Genomic DNA, 14,814 nt, shown 5'->3' on the forward strand with positions numbered 1-14,814 from the left:
GGGCCTTTTTTCATTTATTCGGAGCAATTATAAGGACCTTTTGAAAAGAATAATTTGAATCCGTTCTTATCCGTCCAATCCGTTAAAATCTGCGGTCCTTATTTCGACGCATCACGCAGGGCTTTTATTTTGTCGTGGCCTTCAACCACACCCTGGTACTGCTTTTCGATGACCGATTTCAGGGTAGCTGGTAGGCCATCGGCCTTCAGCGCGGTTTGGTAAGCTTTCTTGGCGTAGTCTTCGCCGCGCTCGCACTCGACGAGAATGCTGTGACGGTCTTTGCCGGTTACGGCCGATTTCAGGTCAATCCAGGCGCGGTGCACGGCACCGGTGATGGAGCCCTGGGCACCTTCATTGGTGTCGGGCTTGAGGTCCAGCTTGAACATTTGGTCCTCAATTTCATTAAGGTAGCTCGAGCGCTGGGCGGCAAAATGCTTGAACGTGTCCTTCAGGTCGGCGTCTTGCACATCGACCATGGCTTCGGCGTAGCCTTTCTGACCGTCTTTGAGGGTTTCAACCAATTCGTTGAGCAGGGCTTGGGTGGCTTTGGCTTCCATGAGGAAAGGTGAATTTGAGGTGAAAGATTATGAATATCTTTACTGCCTGCCCGCTCGTAAGGTTACACTACCACGGCCAACGGTTTGGCCATAGCTCGTCCGGCTAAAAAGCCAGTAGTCCAGGCCGCCTGAAAGTTGAAGCCGCCGGTAATGCCATCAATATCGAGTACCTCGCCGGCAAAATATAGGCCGGGTACGCGGCGGCTCTGCATGGTTTTTAGGTCGACTTCATCGAGCACGATGCCGCCGCAGGTCACAAATTCCTCTTTATAAGTGGTTTTGCCGCGCACGGCCAGCGGCATTCGGAGCAATAATTCAAGCAGACGGTTCTGGGCCTTGGCGGGCAGGTCGCTCCAGCGAATTTCGGAGGTGATGCCGGCTTGCTCGGTCAGGTTGCGCCATAGGCGCTGCGGCAGGCCGAATTGCGGGTTGCTGGCTACTATTTTCCGGCCATTGTCCTGCCGGAACTGTTGCAGCCAGGGGCGCAGAGTTTCTTCGCTAAAGGCTGGTATCCAGTTGATAAGGGCGGTGCCCACGTAGCCAAGCTCGCTGAGGCGGCGCGCACCCCAAGCCGAGAGCTTGAGCACGGCCGGACCGCTCACGCCCCAGTGCGTGACCAGCAGTGGGCCTTCGTACTGGAGCTTTTCGCCGGCCAGCACCACGCGGGCTTGGGGCACGCTCACACCCATCAGCTCGCTCAGGGGCGAATTGGGCACGTTGAAGGTGAATAGCGAGGGCACCGGCGCGGCAATGTGATGGCCGAGGGCGCGCAGCCAGTCGTAGTTAGCCGATTTGGGGTTGCCCCCGGTGGCGATGAGCAGCTGCGAAACCTGCAACGATGCGCCCAGCTGCGCAGTACCCGAACCGCTGATTTTCAGGTTGAAACCACCCTGCGCCAAGGGCAGTATTTCATCGACGCTGGCATTGGTCACGATGCGGACGCCGGCCTGGCGGGCAGCCTCCTCCAGGGCGCGGGCAATGGTTTCGCTCGAATCGGTGGTGGGGAACATGCGGCCGTCGGCTTCCGTTTTCAGCGCCACGCCGCGTTTGGCAAACCAGGCGATGGTTTCGGCCACGCCAAATTGCTGAAAGGCAGCCTTGAGCTGTCTGCTGCCGCGCGGGTAGTGCGCCACCAGCTGCGCGGGCGTGTCGCAGGCGTGGGTCACGTTGCAGCGGCCACCGCCCGAAACACGCACTTTGGCGAGGAGCTTCCCCGTCTTTTCCAATAAAATGACAGCTATGTCAGGGTTGGCTTCGGCGCAGGCAATGGCACCAAAAAAGCCGGCCGCTCCGCCGCCGAGTACGGCCACGAGGGGTTGGGCAGCATCTTTTTTCACGGGACAAAGGTACGGCCGGCGTGTAGCATTAAGCGTTAGCTTGTGCTACACGCCGGAACGTCCACCGCCGCACAAGCTAATGCTATACCAAATCTAGCAGTACGCCAGCGCCGCCAGCACATCATCGTGCTTGAACTGGTAGGGCACGATGCTGCGCACCAGACTGCTGTCAATGGTTTTGCCGCTCACGCCCTGCTCGTCCTTGAAGGTTGGTGCGGCCAGGTTAAGAAACTGTGCGGCAGCGGGGTAGAAGTCGCGCCGGCGCGGGTGCTGGTCGGCGCACACGTTGAAGGTGTGGCCCCAGGTCCCACGCTCGATGATGCAGGACAGCACGCCCACTACATCAGTCAGGTGCACGAGGTTGACGGGCGCATTGCCTTGTTCGAGGTCCTGGCGGCCCGCCAGGAAGCGGCCGGGGGCACGCTCCGGACCAATAAGGCCACCCAGCCGCACCACGGTGCTTTTCCACTGGCTGTAGCGCGGCACGAAATGACCTTCGGCCCGCAACACATCCGAAGCCGCGTCGCGAGTGCTGATGGCATCGGCTTCGCGCATGAGGCGGGGCTCGTTTGGATACACGCCCGTCGAGCTTACAAATAATACGTGCGGCGTGCCGGCGGCGGCCACGGCTCGGTGAATGGGTCGTAGTAGGGTGGGGTAGGCCCCGGCAGCGGCGGCGCGGGGCGGCACGTTCAGCACCAGCACATCGGCAGCGCTGAGCAGGCGGTGCAGGAGGGCTTCGGTTGGCGCGCCAAAATCAGACCCAAGCCGCAGCAAATGGCCTTCTATGCCGGCGGCAGCCATCAGCGGCAGGGTGTCGGGGGTGGTGGTGGTGCCAAGCACGGGGTGGCCCGAGGTCGCCAGCTGCCGGGCCAGGGCCATGCCCAGCCAGCCGCAGCCCAGCACTAATACTGTAGGGAGCCCCGCTCCCGAAGCCGGGCTAGTGGAGCCCCAGGAATTGGAACTAGTCATGCAGTGTCAGTGCCTTTTAATGCCTTCAAGCTGCGAAGGTGGGAAAAAAATGCGAAACACTATATTCGGCAATGAAAATAAATATTCTGGCTCCTGAGCCGAGCTTGGTTAATATTCGCACCAGCAGCTTAGTACCTTCGGGCGGCGGACCGACCCGCATTCCCACTCTTATTGACTTTCACTCGAATGGATGCACCCTACACCCAGCCCATGCTGCGCGATAACGCCCTGGCTGGCAAAACCATCATCGTAACTGGCGGCGGCACTGGCCTGGGCCGGGCCATGACCACCTATTTCCTCCAGCTGGGGGCCAACGTCACCATTACCAGCCGCAAGCTGGACGTGCTGGAAAAAACGGCCGACGAGCTTCGCCAGCAAACCGGGGGCAAGGTGCTGGCCATTGCCTGCGACGTGCGCAAGTACGACGAAGTGGAAGCCATGCTGGCGCGTACCATTCAGGAATTTGGCGGTGTAGATGTGCTGCTGAACAACGCGGCTGGCAATTTCATCAGCCCCACCGAGCGCCTGAGCCACAAGGCGTTCGATGTGATTGTGGACATTGTGCTGCGCGGCTCCTACAACTGCACGCTGGCCGTGGGCAAGCGTTGGATTGCTGATAAGAAGCCCGGCACCATCCTCAATATCGTGACTACCTATGCCTCGGTAGGTTCGGCCTTTGTGGTGCCCTCGGCTACGGCCAAGGCCGGCGTGCTGGCCATGACGCGCTCATTAGCAGTCGAATGGGCCAAGTACGGCATTCGCTCCAACGCCATTGCGCCCGGCCCATTCCCGACGGAGGGTGCCTGGAGCCGCCTTTTCCCCGAGCCGCTGGCCAGTAAGCTGGACCCTGCCGCCAGCGTACCGCTCAAGCGCGTGGGCCAGTACCAGGAGCTGGCCAACCTGGCGGCCTACTTAGTGTCGGATTTCTCGGCCTATGTGAATGGCGAAGTGGTGACCATCGACGGCGGCGAGTGGCTGAACGGTGCGGGCGAATTCAATAAGCTCGAAATGCTGACGCCCGATATGTGGGATACCATCGAAAAAACCATGCGCCGCTAAATCACGGATTACGCGGATTTCAGCGGATTTCACGAATTTTGTGGACGTACTCATAGTTCGTTATAGGCTGGCATAATTGGCTGGCATAAAAGGGAAAAGGCTTGCCTACTGGCAAGCCTTTTCCCTTTTCCTTAAGAATCCAACGCCGTCCACAAAATTTGTGAAATCCGCTAAAATCCGTGCTCATCCGTGGTCTATAGTTTGTAGCCTTTGTAATCTTTGCTGAATTCATCCAGTGGAATGGGCTGATTGGGGATTACATCGGAGAATTCAAACTTCTCAAACAAGCCTTTTTCGTCATTCACCTGCACCATGGTGGGGAGGAACGTTTTAGGGTCGACGCAGAGCGTGGTGCGGCGGCCGTAGGAATTAGGCACTTGCAGCACTTTGCCTTCGGGGATTTTATCGCCGATGCTCAGGCCGTTGCGCTCGATGACGCGGAACTCGCCGCAGCTAAACCGCTCGGCGACAGTGCCAATGGTTTCGTTCTTGCCGGCTTTGTAGCTCACATAACGGTATTGCGGGTAGTCGGAGCGAAGCACGTGGTTGGTACGGCCCTGCAGCGTAGTGTCGCCTACGTAGCGGAACGAGCGGCTGTAGGAATTATCCTGGCGCAGGGCGGTGGAGCGCAGCAAGTCCGAAATAGTGCCGAAACCAGCCTGCAATGCCGTGTGGTGCTGGGCACCGCGCATGAGCTTGCCATTGGGGTCCAGGCTGAGGGTGACGTAGGGGAAAGATGCCGGGTTTACCCAGGCATCGCCCCCGTTCTGGCCCGCCAGCCAAAGCACTTCGACACCCTTTTGATTTTTAATGTAAATGCGCAAGGGGTTGTAAGTCAGCTTCATGATGCTGCGCGCCTGGTGGATGCTGCCGTCTATGCGCTCCTGCGCCTTCACGGTGCAGCGCAGGTATTTCAGGCTTTCGATGGCCGAGTTCATGCGCGTGGCAAGCTGCTCCGTAGTGATGGCGGGCGCGTCGGTGGGAGCGGTGGCGGCCATTAAAGCCAACAGGCCTCCCGGAATAGCAAAGCGCAGCGCAGTAGAAGCAGTGATGGAAAAAGCGGGCATAAAAAGGGTTAGCGTTAGCGGCCGGCTGCCCCAGAATTGCGGAGCAAAAGCCGGGAATTAATTGAGATTGATATGGGGAAAGCGCGAGGCCGCGCTGTCGAAGATAAACAACTCATCAATTTCCACGCCACGCAGAAAACGATAGAGTGGAAACTGTTCGACAAGGGCCTGAACAGCGGCGGCATCAGCTCCGTTCATGGTGACCCAGCCCCGACTCCGGTCGCTGCTAATGGCGTAGGATTCCACAATTTTCTCGTTCAGCAGCCGATTAATGAAATCGCGGTGGCGCAGAATAACGGCAATAAACTCCTCGTTAAAAACATCTGGCAGGCGGAGGGAAACAACGAAAGTTGGCATACAAACAAGCGAAACGACACAGTGGCGGAGGGCGAGTCTCGCCAAAAATAAAGAGAAGCGGGCGGCCGGAATCTGGCTGGGGTGGGCAGCAGTAAAAACAGTCGGCTTGGTGAGCGGAGCAACAAAAAAAGCCCCAGCCGAAGCTGAGGTTCCAATAGCAACGCGTAATTTACGAATGCCCGAGCTCGGCTACGCTGGCCTGGGTCTGGTCGCCCTGGGCAGGCTCGGCGGCTTCATCGGGGCCAGTGGTGGCAACGGCGGCGCGGTGCCCGGTTTGCTCCCACTCGCGGAAACGGGTGATTTCGCCCTGAAACTTACCTAAAAACCAGCTTATCAGGCTCAAATCATCAAGAAAGCCGATAACCGGAATGAAATCGGGAACTAAGTCGATGGGCGACAGCACATAAAGCAGCACGGCCAGGCCCGAAATAACGGTGTTGGTAGAAATGTCCCGGTACTCACCGCTGATGAAGGCGCGCACCAGCCGCACCAGCGTCAGGGCCACGTCGAACAGCTGCTTGAACTTGTTGTCCTTATTATTCTTACTGGCCAGCTTGTCAGCCGTTTCATTCAGGATGGTAACTACCTTGAACGGCTTACCCAGGAGCTTGGTCGCGCGAACAATGAAGACGTTGAAAAGTGCATTTTTAGAAATTTTGAGGCCTTTTTCGGCCAGCGGAGACATGGGCATAGCAATGCGGGTGAAGGGGTTTTGGGCGGGCTTTACGCGCAATGGCCCCTCGTTTTTTTCGCCGGCTTCCCCCCACACCTGTGTTCCTAGCGCTCAAACAGGGGCGTAGTGCCGCCTACCCAATCCTTGTTCTTATTGAAATCGACGCCAATCATCTCGCCCCGGCTCAGGCGGCTCAGGCCACAAAGTAGTGTCGGCCGTGCCTGGTCAGGGTGCCAGATATAAAGCAAGCGAATTTCGCTTTTCACCAGGCCGTCAGGTGATTGTACTGCGGGCTCGTATTGCACTTTGCGCTGCAATAAATAGTTTTCCTTGTTCGTGATGGCATCCAGGTCGGCGGCCGTGACGTGCAGCCGCACGCCGGCTCCCGCAAAAGAAAAGAGTGGCTTGAGCACGTAGTTTTCCAGGTCTTCCGGATAAGCAGTTAATTCGTGCAGGTAATAGCTGGGCGGCACAAACGGCCCGCTGAGCAGCGGCAGCGTGTGTTTGCTCACGCGAAAAAACCAGTTGGGATGGCCCACCCAGGTTACGTCCACCTCATCGGTGAGGTGAAACTCGCCGGGTAAATCCGGGTACCGCGCTAACTCGTCAAAAATAACGCGGTTGTAAATACGCTTAATTGGAATTTGTCGGCCATCTTTTTCATAGAATAATTGACGACCATTTTTACGAATTTTGGTGAGACAAACGATATTAATTCCCCAGAATTCTTTCGTCAAAATAAAGTCAATTCGGGTTTTTTGTGTGTCCGGATATATTTCCAGTAGAATGACGTTTTCCGGCGCTTCATCACCCAGTAAAAAGCGCCGCATCTCTTCCCGGTAATCTACTGCATTCGGAGAATTTATAAAAGCCGAAACGGAGCTGGGAATAGGGAAATGCCGCTCAAAAATGCCTGGTAACCATGACTGAAAGGCATAGAGAGAAGGAAAGCCCTGCATCTCGATAAGCTGGGGTTCCAGCTCGCCGTTTGCATTTCGGCACACGGCAAAATCAAACGTTAAAAAATCCGGCCGGCCTTCGTTGCCGGGCACGCGCTGGTGTGCTGGAATAGCCGCTTCAGTTAATTCTTTGAAATTACCCTGCTGAATAACATCAATAATTGAGCTGCCGGCCGCAATTAATTTATCACGCAAATCAGCCGGGATAAATACCGGTGTTTCGGCCACCCGAAATTCTAATTGCCCGGGAAATTTCTGGTCGATATCGGCCAGCATTTCCTGGTATTTCGCGGGGGTGAAAGCGGCGTTGTAGCGGTGGCGGTACTCAGGAATCATAAGGCAGGGAGCGGCTGAATACAGGCAGGAGTTAAGCGGCAGTGAGTTGGCCTAGCTGAGCTAACGCGCGCCGTAAAAAAGTAGGCAGGATGATGGACTCGGTGTATTCAATCGTGTCCGGGTCGGCCAGCAGGCGCACCATTTCGTGGTATTTGGCTTCGCCGTATGTGGTGATTACCTGGTGTTTGCGCTCATCAGTGAGCATGTAGCGCAGCATGCCCTCGCCATCGGCCTCGGGGTGGAACTGGGTGCCTAGTACTTCCGGCGTGAAGCGAATGGCCATTACGGCGCGGGCCAGCGGCACATGGGGGCGCTCTTTTTCTAAGCACAAAATTTTGGCTCCTAATTCCTCGATGCGTCGCGTATTAAGGTCTGCCAATTGATAATCGCGCGAATCGACCACGTAAAATGGGTCGGCTAATCCGCGTAGGGTAGGCTCTGCCTTGCCGGCCGGGGTGAAATGCACCGGCAGCACGCCAAACGAGGTTGATTTGCGCCGGCTAATGGTGCCCACGCCCAGGTGGCGGCTCACCAGCTGAAACGAGTGGCAAATCAGTAATAAGTGTTTCTTCTGCTCACTGGTTTTATTGTGAGCAAGTATCGCGTCAATTAATCGAAAATAACGGGGTTCCCACAGCTCACCGGAGGGGAGTGGACTACCGGGGCCACCGCTCGAAACGTAAATGTCGTAATCCAGGCCAGGCAGCTCATTTTCGGCCCGTACATTAAAGGTGTCGACGCGAAACCGGGCCCCGTTTTCTTCCGCGCTACGGGCCAGTAGCTGCCGGATGCAGCGCATTCCTTCGTTGCGCGCGTTGTCATACATATCTAAAATAGCAATGCGAATAGCTTTCATATATTATTTGATGAATAGGCTGTTATGGCCAAAAAATAGAAAAAAGCCAAGCCGGAGCCAGGCGTAAAATAAATAACGCCAACCGGGAGGCTGGCGTTGCGAAGGCAAAGATAATTCCGCTACAGGCCGAATGTGGTTTCGGCCAGAATATAGTCGACTACCTTGGTTAGGTCGCCGGTTTCGCGGAAAACCTTGAGCTGACGGTCGGCGCCGGTGCCCATTTCCATCATTTTCAGCACGTATTCTACTTCGTGGCGGCTCCCGAGGTCGTCCACCACATCGTCGATGAAGTCGAGTAGCTCCAAAATAAGCTTGCGGGTAGGCACCTCCTCCTGAATGCCGAAATCAATCATGTTGCCATCGAGGCCATAGCGGGCGGCGCGCCACTTATTTTCCTTGATAAGGGCGCTCCGGTAAACGCGAAAATTCAGGTTCTGGGTTTTGAGCTTATAGATTTTGGCTACCAGCGCCTGCATAATAGCGGCTACGGCGATGGTTTCATCGGCGCGCATCATCATGTCGCAGATGCGGTACTCGATGGTGTCGAAGAAGGGGTGCAGGCGCACGTCCCACCATATTTTCTTACCGTTGTCGATGCAGCCAGTTTTTATCAGCAGCGCGATAAACTCGTCGTAGTCGCTGGCGCTGTGGAAAAAGCCCGGGATACCCGTGCGCGGAAAACGTTCGAAAACTTTGGTTCTGAATGATTTATAACCAGTTTCGCGGCCTTCCCAGAAAGGAGAGTTGGTGCTGAGTGCAAACAGGTGCGGCAGGAAATACCGCAGCGTATTCATCATGTACACGCCCATTTCCCTGTTTTCGATGCCGACGTGGACGTGCATGCCAAAAACGAGATTGGAGCGCGCAGCTTCCTGCAATTCCTCCACAATTTTGTCGTAGCGCACATCGGGCGTGATGGGCTGGTCCTGCCAGCGCGAAAATGGGTGCGTGCCGGCCGCCCCGATTTTCAGGCCCTGCCGGTCGGCTAGCTCAATTACCTGGCGGCGCAAATGCAGCACCTCGGTGCGCGCCTCGCCGATATTCTGGCAGATATTGGTGCCCACTTCCACCACAGACTCGTGCATTTCGGCCTTCACTTGCTCATGGAGCGTGATTTTGCCGTTTTCAACGATTTGCGAGAGGTGTGAGCGAAGCTCCCGGGTTTCCGGGTCGATGGTCTGAAATTCTTCCTCGATGCCGAGGGTAAACACGGGAGTTGGCATGGACGGGACGAATAAAATCGAAAAGGATAAGCGCCGCCGTACCCATCACGTCGGGATGACGCAGATAGGTACGGCGATGCTTAAAAAGGCTATTTGGCCTTCGTGGGTGCAGCTTTTTTGGCGGCCGGCGCTTTGGGCGTGGCGGCTTTCTTAGCGGCCGGGGCTTTTACGGGTACTTCGCCGATGGGCGGCTCGGGCCGGGGAGCGCTGGCTGCTTTTTTTGGCGCGACTTTTTTGGCGGCGGGCTTGGGGGCGCCGGTGGCACCCAGGTCGTTGGTTTCGTTCACGGCGCTGCCTACCGGCATGTCGGCTTTGCTGGCGGATTTCTTTGGGAAAGCACCCACCGAATCGTGCACAAAGCTGCCCCAGGTGAGGTTGGTTTTACCGGCCTGGTTGGCCTGGGCGCGCTCAATGGCCAGCTGGGCCGCGTGCTCTACCACCCACTCAAAGTTTTCAGCACCAACGGAGTTTACATCGGCATCGGGGGCGGGGTTGCCGAAGTCGATGGCTATGGGCACCCCGTCGCGCACGGCAAATTCCACCGTGTTGAAGTCGTAGCCCAGGCCCTGGCACAGCCGCAGGGTGTAGTCCTTAATGGTATCGAGGAGCTGCTGGCCGGCTTCGCCCTGGGTTTTCATCGTGGTTTGGTAGCGCTGGTGGGGCGCGTTGCGCGGCTCGTAGGGCATAATGAGCACATGCTTGCCGCCCAGGCAGTAGCACCGGAAGTAGTCGTCAAACTCAATGGCTTCCTGGTAGAGCATCACCAGCTGGCCGGTTTCATCGTAGGCGCGCCAGGCTTCCTCGGGGTTGTCTACTTTATACACGCTTTTCCAGCCGCCGCCGGAATGAGGCTTCATAAAAGCCGGGAAGCCAATGCGCTCGAACGCCCGCTCCCAGTTGAACATGGACAAGTTGCGAAACGAATTTTCGGAGGTGTCGTCGGGGCGGGCCTTGCTGGGCAGCAGCAGCGTTTTGGGTACTGGCACGCCCAGCTGCACGGCCAGGGCGTTGTTGAAAAACTTTTCGTCGGCGCTCCACCAGAAGGCGTTGTTGATAACGGCCGTGCCGGTCAGGGCGGCGTTTTTCAGGTAGGCGCGGTAGAATGGAACGTCCTGCGAAATCCGGTCGATGATGACGTCGTAGCCGCAGGGCACGGCCTGCTCCACTTGCTCAATGTTCACAAACTCGGCCGTAATGCCGTCCACGGCTTTCTCATTCACGCGGTCGACGAAGGCCTGGGGGAAAGTATTTTCTTGTCCGAAGAGGATGCCAATTTTTTTCATGGGTAAAGAGGTGTTTGTGGGGCAGTAGGGGGTACGGATTAGGAAGCGGCTTAGCCGATGGTGGCGAGGTATTGGGGGAACATTTCGCGCCATACGGGCCAGTCGTGGTTGCCGAACGGCTTCACATCCAGGGTATAATGAATGCCTTTTTCGCTGAGCAGGCGGGCCATCTGGAAGTTGGATTCCTTGCAGAAGTCATGCTCGGCAGTGCCCAGAATGATGTTCATCCACTGGAAATGCTCGTTGTAGGCCCCGGGCAGGTACTCGGGCGGGTTGTTGTAGTATACGTTGTCGTCGTGGTAGCCGTCCATAAACTGACGGATGTCGAAGGCCGCGCCCATCGTGAATAAGTGGGCCACTTGGTCGGGGTGGCGGAAGGCAAAATTGAGCGCGTGGAAGCCGCCGAAGCTGCAGCCTGCCACGGCAATTTTGTCAACGTTGCACTCCTGCTGGAGCATTGGCACGAGCTCCTCGCTCAGAAACTGGTCGTAAAAAACGTGGTTCTGAATCCGGATGCGGGGCTCCAAGTGCTTGGCATACCAGGAGTGCTGGTCGATGCTGTTGATGCAGAACAGCTTAACTCGTCCGGCATCTATCAGCGGGCGCACCGCCTCGATGAGCTTGAAGTCGCGGGCCTCATACTCGCGGCCGCCGGAGGTTGGGAAGATGACCACCGGGTAGCCCCAGGTGCCGAAAACCAGCATATCGATGTCCTGGCCGAGGTGATGCGAATAAAAGCGGCGATGTTGTTCCTGCACGGGGTGGGGGGAAGGGGGGGGCGGAGAATTAGTTGTGGAGCGGTGCGGCAAACTAGTGAAGAAATCATGGACCGGCTGCATTTATCCGGTTTTAATTTGATTCCGAAGCGCATTCCAGCCGGGTAGCGTTACTTTGTTTGATGCTCGCAGACCCAATCAGCCCCGTCATGTCATCCGTTGGCACCCGCCTTTGCCGGGAAGTGCTGGCGTCCAGCTTTCTGGCGCGTGAGGTCGAGCTGAGTATTCTGTTGCCCCCGGCGGACCTGGCCGTGCCGGCTCGTTACCCGGTGCTGTACCTCAACGATGGGCAGGATTTTGAGCGGCTGCACCTGCAAGCCACGCTCGATGCGCTGTATGCCCGGGGGGCGGTGCGGCCCTTTATACTAGTAGGCGTGCACGCCAACGAGCTGCGGGTGCAGGAGTACGGCACGGCCGGTTATCCCGATTTCAACGGTCGGGGCAGTCTGGCCGGCGTGTATGCCCAGTTTGTGCTGGAAGAGCTATTGCCCTTTGCCCAAGCGCATTACCAGGCTTCGGCCAACCCGGATGAGGCGGTAATGGCGGGGTTTTCACTCGGCGGATTATCGGCGTTCGATTTGGTATGGCACCACCCGGAGGCGTTTGCGCGGGCCGGGGCATTTTCGGGCTCGTTCTGGTGGCGGCAGCGGGCCGTGGGGGCCGGCTACACGCCCGCCGACCGCATTATGCACGGCTTGGTGCGGGCCGGCAGCCTGCATCCCAACCATCGTTTCTGGCTGCAGGTGGGCACGCTCGACGAGCGCGGCGACCGCAATGAAAACGGCGTCATCGACTCGATTGAGGATTGCCTCGATTTGGTGGAAGCATTGATTGCCTGTGGCTTAGATGTGCAAAATGCCCTGCGCTACGTGCAGGTAGAAGGCGGCCACCACCACCCCGATACTTGGGGCCGGGTGATGCCCGATTTCCTGATTTGGGCATTTGGGGCGGCGGAAGGCCCCGTCACGTTGCCCGCTCCATTGCCGATAGTGCGCCTGCAGCTCGACCCGCACCTGGCCCCGGCCATTCTGCTGCCGTCGGCTTTGCCGGTCGCGCCGGTTGCCGCGCTGCTGCTGCTGCCGGATGCTGAAAGTGCCGCCGGGCAACACCATCCGGCTGCGTTAGTCCTTGATAATCACCTAATTTTTAATTCTATGTCCCTGACTCGTCCTATCGATGGCGACTTCTTGCCGTACGCCGCCGGCTATATTAACCTGGTACCGGCCGATGCCGACCCGCGCGAGGTATTGCGCTCCCAACCCGCCGAAATCCGCGCCGTATTTGCGGGTCTGAGCGAAGAGCAGGCCGAAAAAGCCTATGCTCCCGGCAAGTGGAGCCTGAAGGAAATGCTGCTGCATCAGATTGATTCTGAGCGGGTATTCACCTACCGCGCCATGCGCTTCGCCCGCGGCGATGGCCAGGACCTGCTCGGTTTCGAGCAGGATGACTACGTGGCGCACAGCGGGGCCAATGCCCGCTCCATTGCCAGCCTGCTGGCCGAGTACGATGCCACCCGCGCCGCTACGGTAGCTTTGTTCGATACGTTCACCGAAGAGCAGCTCGACCGGCGAGGCACGGCCAACGGCGGCCCCAACACGGTGCGGGCGTTGCTCTTTATTGTGCCCGGCCACGAGCGGCACCATCTCAACATCATCCGCGAGTGGTATTTGCCCATTTTGTAGCGGCTTTTCGGTAAAGTTTCTACCTTCGCCCCTTACAACACAGCGGCCCGGCCGTTCGTTGAAACCACCGAAACCTAATCCCTCACCTAAACTTCTTTTCAATAATGGCCAAAGCGCAAGATGCTCGCAAAGAGAAAAAGAAAGAACCCGTAAAAACCACCAAAGAAAAAAAGGCGGAAAAAGACGAGAAAAAAGTAGCCCGCGCCCGCAAGCAGGAATAGTTTCCAAAACAGAACAGCCTGCTCATCGAGCAGGCTGTTCTGTTTTAAGTAGTCGTATAAAATGCTTTGTACAAACCGCGCGACTATACGCCTTATCCCCCGGCTCCCTTGCCGAAAAGGAGAGGGGAGGCGGCATTAGCAGGGCCGGTGTCCTCTCTCTTTTTTGGAGAGGGGGGCGACGACAGTAGAACTTAATGGCTCTGGGGGCAGGGGGTGAGGCGCTCGCCAGAATGAGACACTCAGGCCTTGCAACTACCTGAAAGACCATAAAACCTGTAGTTCAGGCAGTGTAGTATGGTTCCTTCTCCTTGTCGTGGTGGCGGATGTAGCCGTGGAGCACCAGCTTTATTAGGGTTTGGTAGGCGCGGCGCTTGCCAAAATTTACCAGTTTCATGAACTGGGCCAAGGTGATGCGGGGGTGGGACTTTAGGTAGTCGATAACGGCCAGCTCCTGCTTGTTGAGTGGGATTTGCTCGAAGCGGGATTCGGGCTGCTGGCGTTCCAGCACTTTCTCTGTGAGGCCGCTGGTTTGCACGCTGGCATCGCGCACGCGCACAAAGCCGCGCCAGTCGTTGGGTGCTACCTGGGCGCGGTGGGGCTTTTGAGCACTCTCGGGTACGGTCACGATGAGCACCGTGCGGCCGTCTTCCTCAATTTCCTGGTAGCGAAGGGTGGTCAGCGGCGGCTCGACATAGTGCTCCGCCGCTTCGCGCAGCACAAATAATTCTTCCTCGGCATCGCGCACGCCCAAAATGCGGCCGGCATCATCGACGCCCACCAGCACCTGCCCGCCCCGCGTGTTGGCCAGCGAAACCAAAGTGCGCGAAATGCGGTGCGGGTGTGTGGTTTTTTGCTTGAATTCTAGCTCCTCGCCCTCGCCCCGCGCTATCAGCTCGTGTATATCCATAGCCTAATCATACGAAAAAACAGACACAAAAAATGCCGCTCCTGATTATCAGGAGCGGCATTTTTCTTTCTTCAGCTAACAGCTAACAGCTAACAGCTAACAGCTAACAGCTAACAGCTAACTAGAAGGGCAGGTCGTTGTCGTCGTCGCTGGCGATGGGTGCGGCCGAGGGCTGGGCGCGCAGCGTGGGGTTCTGGTTCTGAGCAGCAGCGGGGCGGGGAGCCGCTTGCTGCTGGCCACCACCACCACCGTAGTTGGCAGCGCCGGCGGGCTCAATTTTCCAGGCCTCCAGATTGGTGAAGTACAGCATCTGGCCATTTTTGTTGAAGCCACGGCCGCGCAGGTTGAAGGTCACCTTCACTTCGTCGCCCATTTTGAAAGGGTCGATGAGGCTGGTTTTGTCCTGAACCATCTGAAACTTAATATGCTCGGGATACTGGCCGTCCTGGACTTCCAGCACGAACTCGCGCTTGCGAAACTTTTCGCTTACCTGCTGTTCGTCAAATATTTCGTGCAGCCGGCCGGTTACGTCGTATGCCATAAAAATGG

The 14,814-nt window shown here is 57.3% G+C and carries 15 protein-coding genes; 2 read left to right on the top strand and 13 right to left on the bottom strand.

Annotated features, from left to right (window positions below; translation table 11 throughout):
- Positions 1–98: 98 nt before the first annotated feature.
- From KQ659_RS09120 to KQ659_RS09130, 3 genes are all read right to left on the bottom strand, one after another.
- Complete coding sequence (locus tag KQ659_RS09120; RefSeq protein ID WP_216689075.1) at positions 99–557, bottom strand: PA2169 family four-helix-bundle protein; 459 nt, start codon at positions 555–557, stop codon at positions 99–101.
- A 62-nt stretch (positions 558–619) separates the two neighbouring features.
- Positions 620–1,894, bottom strand: coding sequence for a BaiN/RdsA family NAD(P)/FAD-dependent oxidoreductase (locus tag KQ659_RS09125; protein ID WP_226929904.1), 1,275 nt, complete (start codon positions 1,892–1,894; stop codon positions 620–622).
- Positions 1,895–1,987: 93 nt separating this feature from the next.
- A complete protein-coding gene (locus KQ659_RS09130) occupies positions 1,988–2,866 on the bottom strand; it encodes a Rossmann-fold NAD(P)-binding domain-containing protein (RefSeq protein ID WP_216689074.1) in 879 nt (292 codons plus the stop codon).
- 210 nt (positions 2,867–3,076) lie between these two features.
- On the opposite strand from KQ659_RS09130, the gene KQ659_RS09135 reads away from it, so the two are divergent.
- A complete protein-coding gene (locus tag KQ659_RS09135) occupies positions 3,077–3,925 on the top strand; it encodes an SDR family oxidoreductase (RefSeq protein WP_210428027.1) in 849 nt (282 codons plus the stop codon).
- A gap of 194 nt (positions 3,926–4,119) precedes the next feature.
- On the opposite strand, the gene KQ659_RS09140 is transcribed toward KQ659_RS09135, so the two are convergent.
- The 8 genes from KQ659_RS09140 to KQ659_RS09175 all read right to left on the bottom strand — a co-directional run bounded on the left by KQ659_RS09140 (position 4,120) and on the right by KQ659_RS09175 (position 11,437).
- Positions 4,120–4,992, bottom strand: a complete 873-nt coding sequence (locus KQ659_RS09140; protein WP_216689073.1) for a DUF1571 domain-containing protein — start codon at positions 4,990–4,992, stop codon at positions 4,120–4,122.
- A gap of 57 nt (positions 4,993–5,049) precedes the next feature.
- Positions 5,050–5,349 (bottom strand): hypothetical protein, encoded by a 300-nt coding sequence (locus KQ659_RS09145; protein WP_216689072.1) that lies wholly within the window; start codon positions 5,347–5,349, stop codon positions 5,050–5,052.
- 169 nt (positions 5,350–5,518) lie between these two features.
- Complete coding sequence (locus KQ659_RS22095; protein WP_216689071.1) at positions 5,519–6,040, bottom strand: YkvA family protein; 522 nt, start codon at positions 6,038–6,040, stop codon at positions 5,519–5,521.
- Between the two features lie 86 nt (positions 6,041–6,126).
- Positions 6,127–7,317: a hypothetical protein gene (locus KQ659_RS09155; RefSeq protein WP_216689070.1), complete on the bottom strand. Its 1,191-nt coding sequence runs from the start codon at positions 7,315–7,317 to the stop codon at positions 6,127–6,129.
- 31 nt (positions 7,318–7,348) lie between these two features.
- A complete protein-coding gene (locus KQ659_RS09160) occupies positions 7,349–8,173 on the bottom strand; it encodes a type 1 glutamine amidotransferase (protein ID WP_216689069.1) in 825 nt (274 codons plus the stop codon).
- A gap of 119 nt (positions 8,174–8,292) precedes the next feature.
- Positions 8,293–9,396 carry a carboxylate-amine ligase gene (locus tag KQ659_RS09165; protein WP_216689068.1) on the bottom strand — a complete coding sequence of 368 codons (1,104 nt, stop codon included), beginning with the start codon at positions 9,394–9,396 and terminating at the stop codon, positions 8,293–8,295.
- Positions 9,397–9,485: 89 nt separating this feature from the next.
- Entirely contained in the window at positions 9,486–10,679 is a 1,194-nt protein-coding gene (locus tag KQ659_RS09170; RefSeq protein WP_216689067.1) for an ATP-grasp domain-containing protein, read from the bottom strand.
- Positions 10,680–10,729: 50 nt separating this feature from the next.
- The gene (locus KQ659_RS09175; RefSeq protein WP_216689066.1) at positions 10,730–11,437 is read right to left on the bottom strand and encodes an esterase family protein; all 708 of its coding nucleotides are present in this window, start codon (positions 11,435–11,437) and stop codon (positions 10,730–10,732) included.
- A 167-nt stretch (positions 11,438–11,604) separates the two neighbouring features.
- Here KQ659_RS09175 and KQ659_RS09180 point away from each other — a divergent pair, with 167 nt between their 5' ends.
- Entirely contained in the window at positions 11,605–13,137 is a 1,533-nt protein-coding gene (locus KQ659_RS09180) for an alpha/beta hydrolase-fold protein (RefSeq protein ID WP_226929907.1), read from the top strand.
- Between the two features lie 501 nt (positions 13,138–13,638).
- Here the strand turns inward: KQ659_RS09180 and KQ659_RS09185 are convergent.
- Positions 13,639–14,265, bottom strand: a complete 627-nt coding sequence (locus tag KQ659_RS09185; protein ID WP_216689065.1) for an AlbA family DNA-binding domain-containing protein — start codon at positions 14,263–14,265, stop codon at positions 13,639–13,641.
- Positions 14,266–14,386: 121 nt separating this feature from the next.
- The gene (locus KQ659_RS09190; protein ID WP_168673046.1) at positions 14,387–14,806 is read right to left on the bottom strand and encodes a DUF3127 domain-containing protein; all 420 of its coding nucleotides are present in this window, start codon (positions 14,804–14,806) and stop codon (positions 14,387–14,389) included.
- Between the last annotated feature and the right edge of the window lie 8 nt (positions 14,807–14,814).

The organism is Hymenobacter siberiensis (genome assembly GCF_018967865.2).
GTDB lineage: Bacteria > Bacteroidota > Bacteroidia > Cytophagales > Hymenobacteraceae > Hymenobacter > Hymenobacter siberiensis.

Excerpts from the sequence above, each read along its gene's own strand:
- KQ659_RS09135 (WP_210428027.1), top strand. The coding sequence starts at position 3,077 with ATGCTGCGCGATAACGCCCTGGCTGGCAAAACCATCATCGTAACTGGC.
- KQ659_RS09185 (WP_216689065.1), bottom strand. The coding sequence starts at position 14,265 with ATGGATATACACGAGCTGATAGCGCGGGGCGAGGGCGAGGAGCTAGAA.
- KQ659_RS09180 (WP_226929907.1), top strand. The coding sequence starts at position 11,605 with ATGTCATCCGTTGGCACCCGCCTTTGCCGGGAAGTGCTGGCGTCCAGC.
- KQ659_RS09145 (WP_216689072.1), bottom strand. The coding sequence starts at position 5,349 with ATGCCAACTTTCGTTGTTTCCCTCCGCCTGCCAGATGTTTTTAACGAG.
- KQ659_RS09155 (WP_216689070.1), bottom strand. The coding sequence starts at position 7,317 with ATGATTCCTGAGTACCGCCACCGCTACAACGCCGCTTTCACCCCCGCG.
- KQ659_RS09160 (WP_216689069.1), bottom strand. The coding sequence starts at position 8,173 with ATGAAAGCTATTCGCATTGCTATTTTAGATATGTATGACAACGCGCGC.
- KQ659_RS22095 (WP_216689071.1), bottom strand. The coding sequence starts at position 6,040 with ATGCCCATGTCTCCGCTGGCCGAAAAAGGCCTCAAAATTTCTAAAAAT.
- KQ659_RS09120 (WP_216689075.1), bottom strand. The coding sequence starts at position 557 with ATGGAAGCCAAAGCCACCCAAGCCCTGCTCAACGAATTGGTTGAAACC.
- KQ659_RS09190 (WP_168673046.1), bottom strand. The coding sequence starts at position 14,806 with ATGGCATACGACGTAACCGGCCGGCTGCACGAAATATTTGACGAACAG.
- KQ659_RS09170 (WP_216689067.1), bottom strand. The coding sequence starts at position 10,679 with ATGAAAAAAATTGGCATCCTCTTCGGACAAGAAAATACTTTCCCCCAG.
- KQ659_RS09130 (WP_216689074.1), bottom strand. The coding sequence starts at position 2,866 with ATGACTAGTTCCAATTCCTGGGGCTCCACTAGCCCGGCTTCGGGAGCG.
- KQ659_RS09140 (WP_216689073.1), bottom strand. The coding sequence starts at position 4,992 with ATGCCCGCTTTTTCCATCACTGCTTCTACTGCGCTGCGCTTTGCTATT.
- KQ659_RS09165 (WP_216689068.1), bottom strand. The coding sequence starts at position 9,396 with ATGCCAACTCCCGTGTTTACCCTCGGCATCGAGGAAGAATTTCAGACC.